14 protein-coding genes and 1 tRNA gene are annotated in these 15,054 nt (G+C 66.3%); 12 read left to right on the forward strand and 3 right to left on the reverse strand.

The window, feature by feature from the left end:
- Nucleotides 1-4: 4 nt before the first annotated feature.
- The gene (lolA, locus tag ACPTTC_RS05060; RefSeq protein ID WP_105817564.1) at nt 5-694 is read left to right on the forward strand and encodes an outer membrane lipoprotein chaperone LolA; all 690 of its coding nucleotides are present in this window, start codon (nt 5-7) and stop codon (nt 692-694) included.
- Nucleotides 695-867: 173 nt separating this feature from the next.
- Nucleotides 868-2,178 (forward strand): replication-associated recombination protein A, encoded by a 1,311-nt coding sequence (locus tag ACPTTC_RS05065; RefSeq protein WP_089445121.1) that lies wholly within the window; start codon nt 868-870, stop codon nt 2,176-2,178.
- A gap of 45 nt (nt 2,179-2,223) precedes the next feature.
- Here ACPTTC_RS05065 and ACPTTC_RS05070 read toward each other — a convergent pair whose 3' ends face one another.
- Nucleotides 2,224-2,490, reverse strand: a complete 267-nt coding sequence (locus ACPTTC_RS05070; RefSeq protein WP_114176381.1) for a DUF2164 domain-containing protein — start codon at nt 2,488-2,490, stop codon at nt 2,224-2,226.
- A gap of 263 nt (nt 2,491-2,753) precedes the next feature.
- Here ACPTTC_RS05070 and serS point away from each other — a divergent pair, with 263 nt between their 5' ends.
- The 4 genes from serS to ACPTTC_RS05090 all read left to right on the forward strand — a co-directional run bounded on the left by serS (nt 2,754) and on the right by ACPTTC_RS05090 (nt 7,120).
- Nucleotides 2,754-4,055, forward strand: coding sequence for a serine--tRNA ligase (gene serS / locus ACPTTC_RS05075; RefSeq protein WP_226195588.1), 1,302 nt, complete (start codon nt 2,754-2,756; stop codon nt 4,053-4,055).
- A 136-nt stretch (nt 4,056-4,191) separates the two neighbouring features.
- Nucleotides 4,192-4,282, forward strand: a tRNA-Ser gene (locus ACPTTC_RS05080).
- Between the two features lie 202 nt (nt 4,283-4,484).
- On the forward strand, nt 4,485-5,438 hold the full coding sequence (locus tag ACPTTC_RS05085; protein ID WP_423391750.1) for a phosphatase PAP2 family protein: 954 nt from the start codon (nt 4,485-4,487) through the stop codon (nt 5,436-5,438).
- A gap of 146 nt (nt 5,439-5,584) precedes the next feature.
- On the forward strand, nt 5,585-7,120 hold the full coding sequence (locus ACPTTC_RS05090; protein ID WP_423391751.1) for a methyl-accepting chemotaxis protein: 1,536 nt from the start codon (nt 5,585-5,587) through the stop codon (nt 7,118-7,120).
- A gap of 102 nt (nt 7,121-7,222) precedes the next feature.
- Here ACPTTC_RS05090 and ACPTTC_RS05095 read toward each other — a convergent pair whose 3' ends face one another.
- Nucleotides 7,223-8,383, reverse strand: coding sequence for an alkane 1-monooxygenase (locus ACPTTC_RS05095; RefSeq protein ID WP_423391752.1), 1,161 nt, complete (start codon nt 8,381-8,383; stop codon nt 7,223-7,225).
- A 464-nt stretch (nt 8,384-8,847) separates the two neighbouring features.
- Here ACPTTC_RS05095 and ACPTTC_RS05100 point away from each other — a divergent pair, with 464 nt between their 5' ends.
- The 5 genes from ACPTTC_RS05100 to ACPTTC_RS05120 all read left to right on the forward strand — a co-directional run bounded on the left by ACPTTC_RS05100 (nt 8,848) and on the right by ACPTTC_RS05120 (nt 12,209).
- On the forward strand, nt 8,848-9,564 hold the full coding sequence (locus ACPTTC_RS05100; RefSeq protein WP_423391753.1) for a GNAT family N-acetyltransferase: 717 nt from the start codon (nt 8,848-8,850) through the stop codon (nt 9,562-9,564).
- A 167-nt stretch (nt 9,565-9,731) separates the two neighbouring features.
- Nucleotides 9,732-10,505, forward strand: coding sequence for a septum site-determining protein MinC (gene minC / locus ACPTTC_RS05105; RefSeq protein ID WP_226195593.1), 774 nt, complete (start codon nt 9,732-9,734; stop codon nt 10,503-10,505).
- Between the two features lie 59 nt (nt 10,506-10,564).
- Nucleotides 10,565-11,380, forward strand: a complete 816-nt coding sequence (minD, locus tag ACPTTC_RS05110; protein ID WP_042978309.1) for a septum site-determining protein MinD — start codon at nt 10,565-10,567, stop codon at nt 11,378-11,380.
- A gap of 12 nt (nt 11,381-11,392) precedes the next feature.
- Nucleotides 11,393-11,647 carry a cell division topological specificity factor MinE gene (minE, locus tag ACPTTC_RS05115; protein WP_006400798.1) on the forward strand — a complete coding sequence of 85 codons (255 nt, stop codon included), beginning with the start codon at nt 11,393-11,395 and terminating at the stop codon, nt 11,645-11,647.
- 160 nt (nt 11,648-11,807) lie between these two features.
- A complete protein-coding gene (locus ACPTTC_RS05120) occupies nt 11,808-12,209 on the forward strand; it encodes a YXWGXW repeat-containing protein (protein WP_423391754.1) in 402 nt (133 codons plus the stop codon).
- Between the two features lie 116 nt (nt 12,210-12,325).
- Here ACPTTC_RS05120 and ACPTTC_RS05125 read toward each other — a convergent pair whose 3' ends face one another.
- A complete protein-coding gene (locus ACPTTC_RS05125) occupies nt 12,326-13,876 on the reverse strand; it encodes a chloride channel protein (RefSeq protein WP_423391755.1) in 1,551 nt (516 codons plus the stop codon).
- 170 nt (nt 13,877-14,046) lie between these two features.
- Here ACPTTC_RS05125 and waaC point away from each other — a divergent pair, with 170 nt between their 5' ends.
- Nucleotides 14,047-15,045, forward strand: coding sequence for a lipopolysaccharide heptosyltransferase I (gene waaC, locus ACPTTC_RS05130; RefSeq protein WP_423391756.1), 999 nt, complete (start codon nt 14,047-14,049; stop codon nt 15,043-15,045).
- Nucleotides 15,046-15,054 lie beyond the last annotated feature (9 nt).

The following is a 15,054-nucleotide window of genomic DNA, read 5'->3' on the forward strand; positions in this document are numbered from 1 at the left end:
CAATATGCAGCAACATTCGTTCGCAATGTCCCTTCGTTCGACGCGGCGCTGGCTCGGCGCGGCGCTTGCCGGCGCATCGCTGATGCTCGCGGCGACGCACGCGTTCGCGGGCGGCACCGAGCAACTGAAGGCGTTCGTGTCGCAGGTGCGTTCGGCGAAGGGCGACTTCACGCAGCAGATCGTCAAGGCCCCGGCCAAGGGGGCCAGCGCCGCGCAAGCCGTGCCGAAGCCCACCGACAATTCCAGCGGCACGTTCGTGTTCGCGCGCCCGGGCAAGTTCATCTGGACGTACCAGAAGCCTTACCAGCAGGTGCTGCAGGCCGACGGCGAGAAGCTCTACGTGTACGACCGCGACCTGAACCAGGTCACCGAGCGCAAGCTGAACGGCGCGCTGGGCGCGAGCCCGGCCGCGATCCTGTTCGGCAGCAACGATCTCGACAAGAACTACACGCTGCGCGATGCCGGCGAGAAGGGCGGCATCGAGTGGCTCGAGATGCTGCCGAAGGCGCAGGACACGCAGTTCCAGCGGATCGGCATCGGCTTCAAGAACGGCACGCTCGCCGCGATGGAACTGCACGACGTGTTCGGCAACGTCACGCTGCTGACGTTTACGAACATTCAGACGAATCCGCCGCTGAAGGGCGATACGTTCAAGTTCGTCGTGCCGAAGGGCGCCGACGTGATTACCGGCTGACCGGCGCCGCGCGCTGCTGTTTCCCCGACGGGCCTGCCGGTGACGGCAGGCCCGTGTTGTTTCCGGGGTTTGCGGGCACGGGCGCCCGGTGCGGCGGTGCTTTCGCGCGGCTGTCATAATGGCGGGTCCGGCGGCCGGTTCGGCCGCCATTGTTAGATGTGGAGCGAGGGTTCATGTCCGACCTGTTTCAAGTCGAGCCGCGCCGCCCGCTCGCCGAGGCGCTGCGGCCGAAGACGCTCGCCGAGGTGATCGGCCAGACGCATTTGCTGGGCGAAGGCAAGCCGTTGCGGCTCGCGTTCGAATCGGGCAAGCCGCATTCGATGATCCTGTGGGGGCCGCCCGGCGTCGGCAAGACGACGCTCGCGCGGCTTACCGCGCTCGCGTTCGACTGCGAGTTCATCGCGCTGTCCGCGGTGCTCGGCGGCGTGAAGGACATCCGCGAGTCGATGGAGCAGGCCAAGGACACGCTGAACCGCACCGGCCGCCACACGATCCTGTTCGTCGACGAGATCCACCGCTTCAACAAGGGGCAGCAGGACGCGTTGCTGCCGTTCGTCGAGTCGGGGCTCGTGACCTTCATTGGCGCGACGACCGAGAATCCGAGCTTCGAGGTCAACTCGGCCTTGCTGTCGCGTGCGCAGGTGTACGTGCTGAAGTCGCTGGACGACGACGAGATGCGCCAGTTGCTGAAGCGCGCGCAGGAAATCGCGCTCGACGGCCTTTCGTTCGACGACAAGGCGATCGACACGCTGGTCGGCTATGCGGACGGCGACGCGCGGCGCTTCCTGAACCTGCTCGAGCAGGCGCAGACGGCGGCCACGTCGGCCGGCACCGCGACGATCGACGCCGAGTTCGTCAGCAGTGCGATGACGCTGAACGCGCGGCGCTTCGACAAGGGCGGCGACAACTTCTACGACCAGATCTCGGCGCTGCACAAGTCGGTGCGCGGTTCGAGCCCGGACGGCGCGCTGTACTGGTTCTGCCGGATGATCGATGGCGGCGCGGATCCGAAGTATCTCGCGCGGCGGATCGTGCGGATGGCGTGGGAAGACATCGGCCTCGCCGATCCGCGCGCGCTGCAGATGGCGAACGACGCGGCCGAAACCTACGAGCGGCTCGGCTCGCCTGAAGGCGAGCTTGCGCTTGGGCAGGCGGTGATCTATCTCGCGTGCGCGGCGAAGAGCAATGCGGGCTACAACGCATTCAACCAGGCGATGGCGTTCGTGAAGCAGGACAAGTCGCGCGAGGTGCCCGTGCATCTGCGCAACGCGCCGACCAAGCTGATGAAGGAACTCGGCTACGGTCACGCTTACCGTTACGCTCACGACGAGCCGAATGCGTATGCGGCCGGCGAGACGTACCTGCCGGACGGGATGCGCGAACCGCGCTGGTACAAGCCGGTGCCGCGCGGGCTCGAATCGAAGATCGCCGACAAGCTCGCGTGGCTGCGCGAACTCGACCGCGAGGCCGGCAAGAAGGACTGACGGGCAGGCGCGCGGTGCGGTCCGGCCGGCGCCGTCGCGAACGCGTCAGCGCTTGCGGCCCGGCTGCTTCTTCCAGTAGTCGAACGGCTCCTCGTGGCATTCGATGTCGAGCTCGGCGACCCGCGCATGCAGGCGCTCCTGCGCATCGGCGATCGCGAGGTTGTAGATCGCGGGTGCGATCTCCTCGACGAAGAAGTGCAGCAGCGCGCCGGCCTGGATATTGCCGATCGGCTCGTCCATGTTTTCTGTGAAATAGCGTTGCAGCGACGCGATCGCGCGGTCGCGTACGTCCTTGTCCAGTTCGATGGCCATCGGGGTCCTTGAGTAGCGGTGACGTGTGGCGGGTGTCTCGTTCGATGCGCTGCCGCGGGCGCGCACGGGTGTTTCGCGATCCGCGGCGCGCCGATGCCGCGCGATTTCGCGGGGGCTGGCGGGCGGACCGGCAATGCGATACTGCCATGGCCGTTGCGCCACGGTCATCGCCCGTTTGCAGCATTGTCCGTTCGGCCAGTGCCGTGGCGGCCCCGCGGTGCGTTAGAATTCCCGTCTTACACAACGATTCTCCAAGTCCTCCCATGCTCGACATCCAGTTGCTGCGCAAAGACCTCGACGGCGTCGCCCAGCGCCTCGCCGATCGCGGCTACACCCTCGACATCGCCGCGTTCTCCGCCCTTGAAGCGGAACGCCGCGCGATCCAGACCCGTACCGAAGAGCTCCAGGCGCGCCGCAACAGCCTGTCGAAGCAGATCGGCGCGATGAAGGGGAAGGGCGAGGACACGTCGGCCGTGATGGCCGAGGTCGGCGGGATCGGCGACGAAATGAAGGCATCGGAAGCCAAGCTCGGCGAGATCCAGGCGCGCCTGTCCGACCTGATGCTGGGCATGCCGAACATCGCGCATGAAAGCGTGCCGGTCGGCAAGGACGAAGCCGACAACGTCGAGGTGCGCCGCTGGGGCACGCCGCGCCAGTTCGATTTCGAGGTGAAGGATCACGTCGACGTCGGCACGCCGCTCGGCCTCGATTTCGAGACCGGCGCGAAGCTCGCCGGCGCACGCTTCACGATGCTGCGCGGCTCGATCGCGCGCCTGCACCGCGCGCTCGCGCAGTTCATGATCGACACGCACACGCAGCAGCACGGCTACACCGAGACGTATACGCCGTACATCGTGAACCCCGAGATCCTGTACGGCACGGGCCAGCTGCCGAAGTTCGCGGACGACATGTTCCGCGTCGAGAAGGGCGGCGAGGAGAACAAGGTCACGCAATATCTGATCTCCACGTCGGAAATTTCGCTGACGAACACCGTGCGCGAGTCGATCGTCGACGCGTCCGCACTGCCGATCAAGCTGACCGCGCATTCCCCGTGCTTCCGCTCGGAAGCCGGTTCGTACGGCCGCGACACGCGCGGGATGATCCGCCAGCACCAGTTCGACAAGGTCGAGATGGTGCAGGTCGTCGCGCCGGAAGCGTCGTACGCGGCGCTCGACGAGATGGTCGGTCATGCGGAAGCGATCCTGCAGAAGCTCGGCCTGCCGTACCGCGTGATCACGCTGTGCACGGGCGACATGGGCTTCTCGGCCGCGAAGACGTTCGACCTCGAGGTGTGGCTGCCTGCACAGAATACCTATCGCGAGATCTCGAGCTGCTCGAACACCGAAGCGTTCCAGGCGCGCCGGATGCAGGCGCGTTTCCGCAACGCGCAGGGCAAGCCCGAGCTCGTGCATACGCTGAACGGTTCGGGTCTCGCAGTCGGCCGCACGCTCGTCGCGGTGCTGGAGAACTACCAGAACGCGGACGGCTCGGTCACCGTGCCGGAAGTGCTGCGTCCGTACATGGGCGGCATCGAGCGCATCGACGCGCCGGCACAGGCGTCGTAAGCGCGCGCTTCGGCAAGCGCTTGGAGTCCTCGCAAGAAATTTTGCAAAAAGGGCTTGTGCGTTTCGAAGAGATCGTTCTATAATCTTTTCTTTCGCGGAAACGACCAACCGCGAAATGCAGTAAAGCAGCAAGGAAGGAGAGGTGGCAGAGTGGTCGAATGTACCTGACTCGAAATCAGGCGTACGGTTTCCCCGTACCGTGGGTTCGAATCCCACCCTCTCCGCCAAAATACGAAGCCCCTTGATCTGGAAGGATCAAGGGGCTTTTCGTTTGGGGCTTGCGGTGCGTGTGTCGTGTCGCAAGCCATTGCAGCGGCAACGGCTCGACCATCGACACATCGGATCGTGCTGATACGATGCGCCTCACTGCGTGCATGATCGTGCCGCGTCCTCGATACAGTTGCGCTGAACGGCAACCACCCCAATCCGATGACGAACCGAGTGTCGAAAGTCCTGACGGGCATAACGCTGCTGACTGCCGTCATTGCCGTCGTGGACATCCTCGGCGCGCACGGCATCGGCATGGCGCTGGCGCTCGGTAACGCGGCGTATTTCGCGGGGCTGGCAGGATGCGTGGCCATCGCAGTTGCGGCGGCATTGATCGTGCTGTCGCACACGTCGCGCTACCGCGAGCGAGCGCTGGCCTGGCGATGGCGTGAGTTGGCGCTCGCGTTGCTTTGCATCGTGACGATCGCGGCCTTCAGCCAGGCGATCGTGGTACTCGACTACTTGTGCGTGGCGCTCGCCCCGTCGTCGATCGAAGCCGATCTCGTCCGGTTCGATGCGTTGCTCGGGTTTCGCTGGCCCGACCTGTATCGCTGGGTGAGGGCCCATGCCGAGTGGCAGAGTGTGCTTGCGTTCGCGTATCACGGCAGCATCGTGCAGCTGATCGCCGTCCCGTTCATTCTCTCGACCGCACGGCGACATGACGACCTTGCCGAATTCATGGCGCTGTTCGCATTTGCGTTGGTCGTCGTTGTCGTCGTCTCGACGCCGTTTCCCGCGCAAAGCGCATTCGTCCATTTCGGTATCGCGGATGCCAACACCGCGTCGACCGTTTCTCACTACGACCTGCTGCGCAGCGGGCAGCTTCGGCAGTTCAGCCTGTCCGAATCGCAGGGGCTCGTGTCGTTGCCGTCGTTCCACGTGATGCTGGCGCTGCTGTTCGCGTATGCACTCCGACACGTCCGTTACGTGTTTCCCGCATCGATCGTGCTGAATGCCGCGATGATCGTGTCGACGCCGACGCAGGGCGGCCACTACCTGGCCGACGTGATCGCCGGGATCGCATTCGGCGTGCTGTCGATCGTTGTCGTGCGCCGCTGGATGGCGGGCCCGCGCAGGGCCGCGACCACCGGGCCGCGCGCGACGCATCCGACCTGATGACCGGATGTGCGGCCGGCCTTTTCGCGCGCGTCCGGTCTTTACCGTTTTCTTCAGCTTTAAGCGTGCGCTTTCGGCGCCGTTAACACGGTGTGGCGGCCGGCGCTCGTGCCGAGCCGCATCGCTCCCCGTCGATTCAAGGTCCCATGAAGCTGAGCTACAAGATTCCCCTTGCATTCGCCGTCGCACTGCTGCTGATGTTCTGTGGCGCGCTGTACGGTATCCATATTCTCAATCGGTCGATCGATACGTTCGCCGAAGACGTGCAGACGAACGTCGGCGACGAACGGCTCGTGTCGGCCACGCTTGTGCAGTTCAAGCTGCAAGTGCAGGAGTGGAAGGACACGTTGTTGCGCGGCAAGCAGCCCGACAAGCTCGACCAGTATTGGCAGGCGTTCCAGACGCGCGAGCGGACGGTCGATACGCTCGCCGCGCAACTCGTTCACCAGTTGCCGCCCGGCGAGAGCCGCTCGCTCGTCGAGCAGTTCATGCGCGCGCACACGGCGATGGGTGAAGGTTACCGGCGCGGCTTCGACGCGTTCAAGGCCGCAGGCTTCGAGCCGTCGGCCGGCGATGCCGCGGTGGCGGGCGTGGACCGCGAACCGGCGGCGCTGCTGGAGCGGGCCGCGAAGTCGATCGCCGACGAGAGCGCCGCCGTGTCGGCGCAGGCGAGCCGCGACGCGCAGCACGCCACCACCGCGAGCCTCGTGCTGATGCTGGTCGTGCTCGGCGTCGCGATGGTCGGTGCGTTCCTGTTCAGCCGCGCGATCCTGCGTCCGCTCGACCGTGCGGTGGCGTGCGCGCAGGCCGTCGCCGAAGGCGACCTGACCCGTGACGTCCAAGCGGCCGGCCGCGATGAGATCGCCGATCTGCTGCGCGCGTTGCAGACGATGCAGGCGAGCCTGTCGGGCGTCGTACTCGAAGTGCGTACGCACGCCGAAGCCGTCGCGACGGCGAGCGCACAGATCGCATCGGGCAATCATGACCTGTCGGCGCGTACCGAGGCGCAGGCTGCGTCGCTCGAGGAGACGGCCGCCAGCATGACCGAACTCACGGGCATCGTCCGCCAGTCGGCCGAGCACGCGCAGCACGCGGCGCAGCTTGCGCGCGACGCGTCGAATATCGCGTCCGCGGGCGGCGGCGTGATGACGGATGCCGTCCACACGATGAACGGCATCGCCGACAGCGCGGCAAAGGTCGGCGAAATCATCGCGGTGATCGACGGCATCGCGTTCCAGACCAACATCCTCGCGCTGAACGCGGCGGTCGAGGCGGCGCGCGCGGGCGAACAGGGGCGTGGTTTCGCGGTCGTCGCGGCGGAAGTGCGTACGCTCGCGCAGCGGAGCGCCGCCGCCGCCAAGGAGATCAAGGGGCTCATCGAGCAGTCGACGCAGCGGGTCGACGAGGGCGCCGTGCTGATCGGCCGCGCGGGCGAATCGATTCACGAGATCGTCGGCGCGGTGCAGCGCGTCACGACGATCGTCGGTGAGATCTCGTCCGCGTCGCAGGAGCAGAGCGGCGGCATCCAGCAGGTGAACGTCGCAGTCACGCAGATGGACGAAGCGACGCAGCGCAACGCGGCACTCGTCGAGCAGGCCACGGCCGCGACGCAGGCGCTGGCCGAGCAGGCGAGCGCGCTGCGGCATGCGGTGGCGGTGTTCAGGCTGCCGGAAATGGCGTGACGGCTGCGCCGCCGCGCCGGACTTCGACGGAGCCGGGGTGCGCCGCGCCGCCGGCTTTCAGCGGCGCGTCGGCGCCAGTCTCCACCGGCCCGTCCCCCGCGATCACGCCGCGGCCGGATATTGCGCGAGCACCCGCGCGCGGATCGACGGCTTGATGTTCGATTGCGCCATGTTGCCGCCGTAGTGCGCGACGACGCGCGGATTCATCACGCGATACCAGAGCGGCGGCACATAGGCGAACAGGATCATCGTCGCGTAGCCGGCCGGCAGTTGCGGCGCATCGTCGAAGTGGCGCAGCGCTTGATACGAGCGCGTCGGATTCGCGTGATGGTCGGCGTGCCGCTGCAACTGGTACAGGAACAGGTTGGTGACGACGTGATTGCTGTTCCACGAATGCTGCGGCGTGCAGCGTTCGTAGCGGCCGCTCGGCAGCTTGCGGCGGCCGAGCCCGTAATGTTCGACGTAGTTCACGACTTCGAGCAGCGACGCGCCGTAGACGGCCTGGATCACGAGGAACGGAATCACGACCTTGCCGGCCATCGCGATCGCGATGCCCCATACGACGACGGTCATCGCCCACGCGTGCAGCACCTCGTTGCGCCAGGTCCACGGCGAATGCCCGAGCCGTTCGAGGCGGGCCTTCTCCAGCCGCCACGCCGAGCGGATGCTGCCGGTCACGGTGCGCGGCAGGAATGCCCAGAACGATTCGCCGTAGCGCGCGCTCGCCGGATCCTCGGCCGTCGCGACGCGCACGTGGTGCCCGCGGTTGTGTTCGACGTAGAAGTGGCCGTATGCGACCGGCGCGAGCGTGATCTTCGCGAGCCAGCGCTCGAAGCGGTTGGTCTTGTGCCCGAGTTCGTGCGCGGTATTGATCGAGATGCCCGTCGCGGCGCCGAGCGACAGCGCGAAGCCGACGTAGTCGTACCATGCGAGCGCGTGCGTGCCGACGATCCACACGCACACGAAGAACGCGACGTATTCGACGAGGGTCGCGAGATAGACGATCAACCGGTAGTAGCGCTCCCGTTCGAGGTGCGGCACGACGTCCTCGGGCGGGTTGTCGCGATCGTCGCCGATCAGCGTGTCGAGGACCGGGATCACGCCGAACGCGAACAGCGGGCCGAACCACCAGAACACGTGCAGGCCCGTCGACAGCGCGAGTTGGGCGGCGAGGATCGGCAGCGTGATCGTCAGCGCGCCAAGCAGCCACAGGTAACGCTTGCCATCCGACCAGCCCGAAGCCGATCCGTCGGTGATTGCCATTGTCTCCCTCCTGTCGGCCGGCCCGCGGGCGGCCGCCTGTATGGTTGTTCGAATTCTCGTCGGTCCGCGACGCACGCGCGGTAGTGCCGGATCGTTGCCCGCTTCTGCCTGTTATACGACCCATGTGCACGCTTGCCAAACTCCTGCACTAGGCGCGCGGCTCCAAACGGAGGGGCGCGTGCGGCGCAGGCAGGGAAGGGCCCGCGCAAGCTGATTGAAACATGCCGGAATCGCCGGATCGACCCGCACGGGCGGCCGGTTCGTCAGACGGATGGCGCGCCGTGACGCGTGCGGGTGTCGATGCCGCCGGTTCGCAACAAATGGTGCGACGCAATATGAGGAAGGCGGCAGGTTCCCGTGAGACATGTTTTCGGGTTGCCGATCTTACGGATCATGACGACTTCCGCGCTGAATTCCGGAGCGCCCGACGGGCAACTGCCTCATGTCGCAAGGCGACAGGCGCCATGCGTCGAATGAAGCCGCCGCAACCGCCTTTCGGCGGCAGGCATCGACATGGCGATGCTGCACCTGCACACCAGCTGGGCGCATGGCCGCGGGCGGTGCATGCTGCCTTTCGATTCGCGCCGCCATTTGAAAATAACGATTTGACTCATGCCCCGCTTTCGGTTGAAGCTAGTAGCTTGCTGTCCGAAGGGGGCTGTGCCTGCATGAGTTCGACCTTGACCGTTCGTCGTATCGTTGCCGACCAGGGCGGCGTGTATCGCGAACTCCGCGCCGCATCGCTGCGCGAGCCCTACGCGCCCGGCGAAGCGCCGGAAGCCGAATTGCTGAACGTCGAAACGGACGCAGCGTCGGCGATTGCCGCGCAGCGCGCCGTATCCGACGAGTCGACGACTTTCCTGCTGTATACCGAAGGCCATCCGGCCGGCATGATCGGCGCGTATTTCGACAATACGCCCGATCGGCGTGCGTTCGTCAGCGAGCTGTGGGTGGCGCACGCGGTGCGTCATCTGCGCGGCGGCGTGCTGCTGCTGGAGACGGCCACTGCGTGGCTCGCCGAGCGCGGCGCCCAGGACGTCTACGCCTGGATTGCCGATGCGAACCGCAACGCGATCCGCTTCTACGAGCGTGCGGGTTTCGGCAACACCGGCGAACACGCGCCGATCGCGCGGATGCCCGGCGCGATGAAATCGCTGTACGTGTCGCAGATGAAGCGCTAACGTGACGTCAGAGCGCGGGTTGCGTGGCGCGTAAAGATCCGGTCGCCGCTTGTCTGCCCGCCTGCCGGTTGCGCGCCCGCCCGGGCCGCCGCTACCCGGTTTCCCAAAAATAATGGCCGCGCGCGTGGACGCCTGTAAAATACGCAAAAAATTTTTGCAGAGTGTCCATGTCGCTTAAAAAATCGCCATTCTTCGAGCTGCGCAGCGGATCGGTCGATACGTTGCTGTTCACCGTGAAGACGACCGATCTCGATGCGTTGCGTACCGAACTGGTCAAGCGCTTCGAAGCGACTCCCGAGTTTTTCGCCGACGATGTCGTCGTGATCGACGTCCGCCGCCTGGCTGACGGCGAACGCGTCGCGCTGGCGGACATCCGCCAGATGCTGAACGACGTGCGGATGCGCCCGGTGGGCGTGGTCGCGCTGGCAACGCAGGGCTGGGCGGGGGAAGCCGGCCTGCCGCTGCTCGAGGCGCGCGATCGCCGCGCGCCGGCCGCGAAGCATGCCGACGAAGCGGAACCGGCGCCGGCGCCCGTCGCCGAAGCTGCCGCCGCTCCGGCAGCCGAAGCGGCGCAGGAGCCCGCACCGACGCTGTTGCACTCGGGTGGCCAGACGCTCGTGATCGACCGGCCGTTGCGCTCGGGGCAGCAGATTTACGCGAAAGGAGACCTCGTGGTGCTCGCGCCGGTCAGTCACGGCGCGGAAATCATCGCGGAAGGCAATATCCACATCTACGCGCCGTTGCGCGGCCGCGCACTCGCGGGCGTGCACGGCAATCACGACGCGCGCATTTTCTGCACGTGTCTCGAGCCGGAACTGATTTCGATCGCGGGTATCTATCGAACAACCGAGAACCCGTTGCCCGCCGAAGTACTGGGCAAATCGGTGCAGATCCGGCTCGAAGAGGAAAAACTGATGATCGAACCGCTGCGGCTGACGTAATACACGCGGTGCGCTCCGGATCGATCGGCTCTCATTGACGAACACAGGGTATTGGGTAAATGGCAAAAATCATCGTGGTGACCTCGGGCAAGGGCGGCGTGGGCAAGACGACGACGAGCGCGAGCTTTGCGTCCGGTCTCGCGCTGCGCGGCCACAAGACGGCCGTCATCGACTTCGACGTCGGCCTGCGCAACCTCGATCTCATCATGGGCTGCGAGCGCCGCGTGGTGTACGACCTCGTGAACGTGATCCAGGGCGAAGCGAACCTGAACCAGGCGCTGATCAAGGACAAGAAGTGCGAGAACCTGTTCATCCTGCCGGCATCGCAGACGCGCGACAAGGATGCACTGACGCGCGAAGGCGTCGAGAAGGTGCTGAACGACCTCGCCGCGATGGATTTCGAATACATCGTCTGCGATTCGCCGGCCGGTATCGAGGCAGGTGCGCTGCACGCGATGTACTTCGCGGATGAAGCGCTGATCGTCACGAACCCGGAAGTGTCGTCGGTGCGTGACTCGGATCGCATTCTCGGCATCCTGTCGTCGAAGACGAAGCGCGCGACCGAAGGCAAGGATCCGATCAAGGAACACCTGCTGATCACGCGCTACAGCCCGAAGCGCGTCAGCGAAGGCGAGATGCTGTCGCTCGAGGACATCAGCGAGATCCTGCGCATCAAGCTGATCGGCGTGGTGCCCGAGTCGGAAGCCGTGCTGCATGCATCGAACCAGGGTCTGCCGGCCGTGCATATCGACGGCACCGACGTTGCGGAAGCGTACAAGGACGTCGTCGCGCGTTTCCTCGGCGAAGACAAGCCGCTGCGCTTCACCGATTACCAGAAGCCGGGCCTGCTGCAGCGCCTCTTCGGCAGCAAGTAACGGAGGCCGCCCATGTCCATCCTTTCGTTTCTCCTCGGCGAGAAGAAGAAGTCCGCATCGGTCGCGAAGGAGCGCCTGCAGCTCATCATCGCGCACGAGCGCGTCGGCGGCCGGCCGCCGGCCGATTACCTGCCGGCGCTGCAGAAGGAGCTGGTCGCGGTCATCTCGAAGTACGTTCAAATTTCGAACGATGACATCCGCGTGAGCCTCGAGCGCCAGGACGATCTCGAAGTCCTCGAAGTGAAGATCGAGATCCCGCAAGCCTGACCATTGCCGGTATCCCACCGCACGGCGGCACGCGCCGCCGTGCGCGTCTTACGCCCTGTTGCACTTTCGGGCATGCCGTAACACGGTGTCTGTCGGCCGTTACCGCGTCTCCCGCATTGAACGAATACGCTCGCGTAACTTGTTCAACCAGGAGGTTGTGATGGCTGTCTCTACTGCTCAACGTCGTATCGTTTCGCTCGCACTGATTGCTGCGAGCCTGTCAGCCGTCGTCGCGCCGCTTGCCGCGCATGCAGACGAGATTCTCGTCGGCGCGCCCATGATCGTGCCGCAGGGCCGCGTGGTCGTCGCCGAGCCGGTCGCCGTGCGCACCGGGGAAATCGTCGTCGTCGCGCCGAATGCGCCGCCGCCGGTGCGCTACGAGGTCGTGCCGGCCTCGCGCGTGGGCTACGTGTGGGATCGTGGGCACTGGCACTGGGATCATGGCCGCTACGTGTGGATCGGCGGCCACTGGGAAGCCGAGCGCGTCGGCATGCAATGGATGCCGGGCCATTGGGACCAGCGCGGTCCGAACTGGTTCTGGACCCGTGGCCACTGGGCCTGATGGAGGCGGGCGATGAAAAGAACCGCAATCGCCATCGCGCTCGTCGCGATCACGCTGGCCGGGTGCATCGTCGTGCCGGCGCGGCCCGTGTACTACCGGCCGGCACCCGTCGTGATCTACTGAGCGTCGCGCGGGCCGGGCTGTGCCGGGCCGTTCGTCCCGGCCGCGGCCGGCTCGTCGTCGTGCGGTGCCGGTGCATGTGCTGCGCCTTCGACCGGTGCGGCGGCGGCCGGCGCTTCGCTGCTTTCGTCGCGCAGCGTGTCGAGCGGATCGGCGGGCGCTGCGGCCGCATCCTGCGGCTCGGTGACGCCGGTTGCCACCGTCGCGCTCGCCGCGGTTGCAGCGGCCGGTTCCGCGGCCGCGACGGGCGGCGCGAGATAGCGCAGGGCGAGTGTTTCGTAGAGCGGCGGCGCGAAAAAGCGCGAAACGCGGCTCGACACCAACGCGGTGGCCATCAGCGAAATCACGAGCGCGTGACCGTTGATCATCTCCATCACGATCACGAACGACGTGATCGGCGACTGCGTGACGGCCGCCATGTAGCCGACCATCGCGAGCGCGATCAGCATAGGCAGGCTCATGTTGCTGAACACGACGTGCAACAGGTTGCCGAACCCGGCGCCGATCGACAGCGACGGCGCGAAGATCCCGCCCGGGATGCCCGGCAGGTACGACGCGACCATCGAGATCATCTTCAGGAACGGATAGAACACCGACAGATGCTGGCTGCCGTCGAGCAGGCCGCGCGCCTCGGCATAGCCGCTGCCGAAGGTCGTGCCGCCCGATACGAGGCCGACGACGGCGATCGCGAAGCCGCACAGCGCGGCGAACGTGATCGGCCGCTCACGGTACAGGCCGAGCAGTTGCGCGGGCAGCCAGCGTCCCGTGTTGAGCAGCAGCCAGCAGAACAGGCCGCCTGCGATCCCCGTCACGATCGCGGTGACCAGCACGGCGAGCGCGAGCAGTTTCGGGAAATGGGGGCCGGCATCGATCGTGCCGAAATACGTGTAGTTGCCGTTCAAGCCGAGTGCGACGACGCCGGCGAGGATGATCGCGGTGATCAGCACGCCGCTGGCGCGCGCGGAGAAGCTGCGCGTCAGCTCCTCGATCGCGAACACGATCCCGGCGAGCGGCGTATTGAACGCGGCCGACAGCCCGGCCGCCGCGCCGGCGAGCACCAGTTGGCGTTCGATCTGCGCGTTCGAGCGCGGGTAGAAGCGTCGCAGGTTGAACATCAGCGCCGCGCCGACCTGCACGGTCGGCCCTTCTCGGCCGATCGTGAAGCCGCCCAGGATACCGAGGAACGAAACCAGCACCTTGCCGAACAGGATGCGCAGCGTCAGCAGCCGGGAGCCGAATGCGCTCGGGCGCGCATGCAGTGTCGCGATGACCTGCGGGATGCCGCTGCCCTCGGCGCCGCGGAAGAAGCGGCGCGTGATCCATACCGATACCGCGGCGATGGCCGGCGTCAGCAGCAGCGGCAGCCACGCGGCGTGATCGCGCATCGTGCGGAAGGTTTCGTAGCCCCAGTCGATCAGTCGCGCGTAGAGTACGGCCGTGAGGCCGACGACGATCGCGCCGAGCCAGAAAACGCCATACTGGCGCCAGATCCTCATCGAACGACGGGTGAGGGCGGGAAACAGGGCGGGAAGGGCGGGGCGTGGCATCGACGCGGGCCGGTAGGCAAAGACCGGATTATAAAAAGAACCGGATGCGGACGGGGTGCGAGAATATTCCCGAAAGGAGATGCATTTTGTTGCAAAAGTAATTTTCACGTAATGTTTGCGCATGTAACCATCGTTAGCATGCCAAATTGGCCGGTCTATTCCCACACATCGTGAAACGTATCCTCATCGTGAAAGTGACGTCGCTCGGCGACGTCGTCCAGACGCTGCCCGTCGTCGCGGATCTGCATCGCGCCTTCCCCGGCGTAACGGTCGACTGGGCGGTGGACGAATCGTGCGCGGAGGTCGTGCGCTGGCATCCGGGCGTCAGCCGTGTCCTTTGCGCGCCGCTGCGCCGCTTCAAGAAACTGCGCAATCGCGGCGACCTGAAGGCGATCACGGCGTCGATCAGCGCGCTGCGGGCGCACCGCTACGATGCGGTGATCGACCTGCACGGCGTCTACAAGAGCGCGATCATTTCGGCGCTCGCACGCGGCGCGCGCCGCGTCGGCTACCAGACGCAGGATCTCGGCGAAACGGGGGCACGCTTCGCGTATTCGCATCGCTTCGGCCCGCGGCCGGACTGCGACGCCTGGCACGGGATGCGCGTGAGCGCCGGCGAGGCACTCGGCTATGTGCCCGAGGGCATCGCCACGTACGGCATCGTCCCGCCGCAGGACGTGAACCTGCCGGCGGCCGTGATCGATGGCGCACCGTTCATGCTGCTGTTCCATGCAACGTCCAACCCCGACAAGAAATGGCCGGCCGACCGCTGGGCCGCGCTCGCCAACCAGATGATGGCGCGCGGCGTACGCGTGCTGTTGCCGTGGGGATCGCCTGCCGAGCACGACGATGCGCAGGACATCACCGCGCGCGCGCCGGGGGCGGTCGTGCTGCCCGCGATGACGGTGCGCGAGCTTGGCGCGGCGCTCGGCCGGGCTGCGCTCGTGGTGGGGGTCGATACGGGGTTCGTGCACATGGCGCACGCGCTGCAGCGACCGACCGTGATGATTTTCGTCGCGACGTCGCGGCACCATTGCGGCATCGGTGGCGCGCCGAATGCACTGTCGATCGGCGAGCCGGGCGCGATGCCGTCCGTCGACGAAGCGCTGGATGCGATCGATGCGGTCGGTCCGGCCTACGGCGCGCTGCGCGCGCGGCTGACCGCCTGACGAAGCGAG

It is taken from the genome of Burkholderia mycopellens, from assembly GCF_964265025.1.
Classification (GTDB): domain Bacteria; phylum Pseudomonadota; class Gammaproteobacteria; order Burkholderiales; family Burkholderiaceae; genus Burkholderia.

Bases quoted from the DNA above. Each gene is read 5' to 3' on its own strand.
- lolA (WP_105817564.1), top strand. From the start codon at position 5: ATGCAGCAACATTCGTTCGCAATGTCCCTTCGTTCGACGCGGCGCTGG.
- ACPTTC_RS05065 (WP_089445121.1), top strand. From the start codon at position 868: ATGTCCGACCTGTTTCAAGTCGAGCCGCGCCGCCCGCTCGCCGAGGCG.
- ACPTTC_RS05070 (WP_114176381.1), bottom strand. From the start codon at position 2,490: ATGGCCATCGAACTGGACAAGGACGTACGCGACCGCGCGATCGCGTCG.
- serS (WP_226195588.1), top strand. From the start codon at position 2,754: ATGCTCGACATCCAGTTGCTGCGCAAAGACCTCGACGGCGTCGCCCAG.
- ACPTTC_RS05085 (WP_423391750.1), top strand. From the start codon at position 4,485: ATGACGAACCGAGTGTCGAAAGTCCTGACGGGCATAACGCTGCTGACT.
- ACPTTC_RS05090 (WP_423391751.1), top strand. From the start codon at position 5,585: ATGAAGCTGAGCTACAAGATTCCCCTTGCATTCGCCGTCGCACTGCTG.
- ACPTTC_RS05095 (WP_423391752.1), bottom strand. From the start codon at position 8,383: ATGGCAATCACCGACGGATCGGCTTCGGGCTGGTCGGATGGCAAGCGT.
- ACPTTC_RS05100 (WP_423391753.1), top strand. From the start codon at position 8,848: ATGCGTCGAATGAAGCCGCCGCAACCGCCTTTCGGCGGCAGGCATCGA.
- minC (WP_226195593.1), top strand. From the start codon at position 9,732: ATGTCGCTTAAAAAATCGCCATTCTTCGAGCTGCGCAGCGGATCGGTC.
- minD (WP_042978309.1), top strand. From the start codon at position 10,565: ATGGCAAAAATCATCGTGGTGACCTCGGGCAAGGGCGGCGTGGGCAAG.
- minE (WP_006400798.1), top strand. From the start codon at position 11,393: ATGTCCATCCTTTCGTTTCTCCTCGGCGAGAAGAAGAAGTCCGCATCG.
- ACPTTC_RS05120 (WP_423391754.1), top strand. From the start codon at position 11,808: ATGGCTGTCTCTACTGCTCAACGTCGTATCGTTTCGCTCGCACTGATT.
- ACPTTC_RS05125 (WP_423391755.1), bottom strand. From the start codon at position 13,876: ATGCCACGCCCCGCCCTTCCCGCCCTGTTTCCCGCCCTCACCCGTCGT.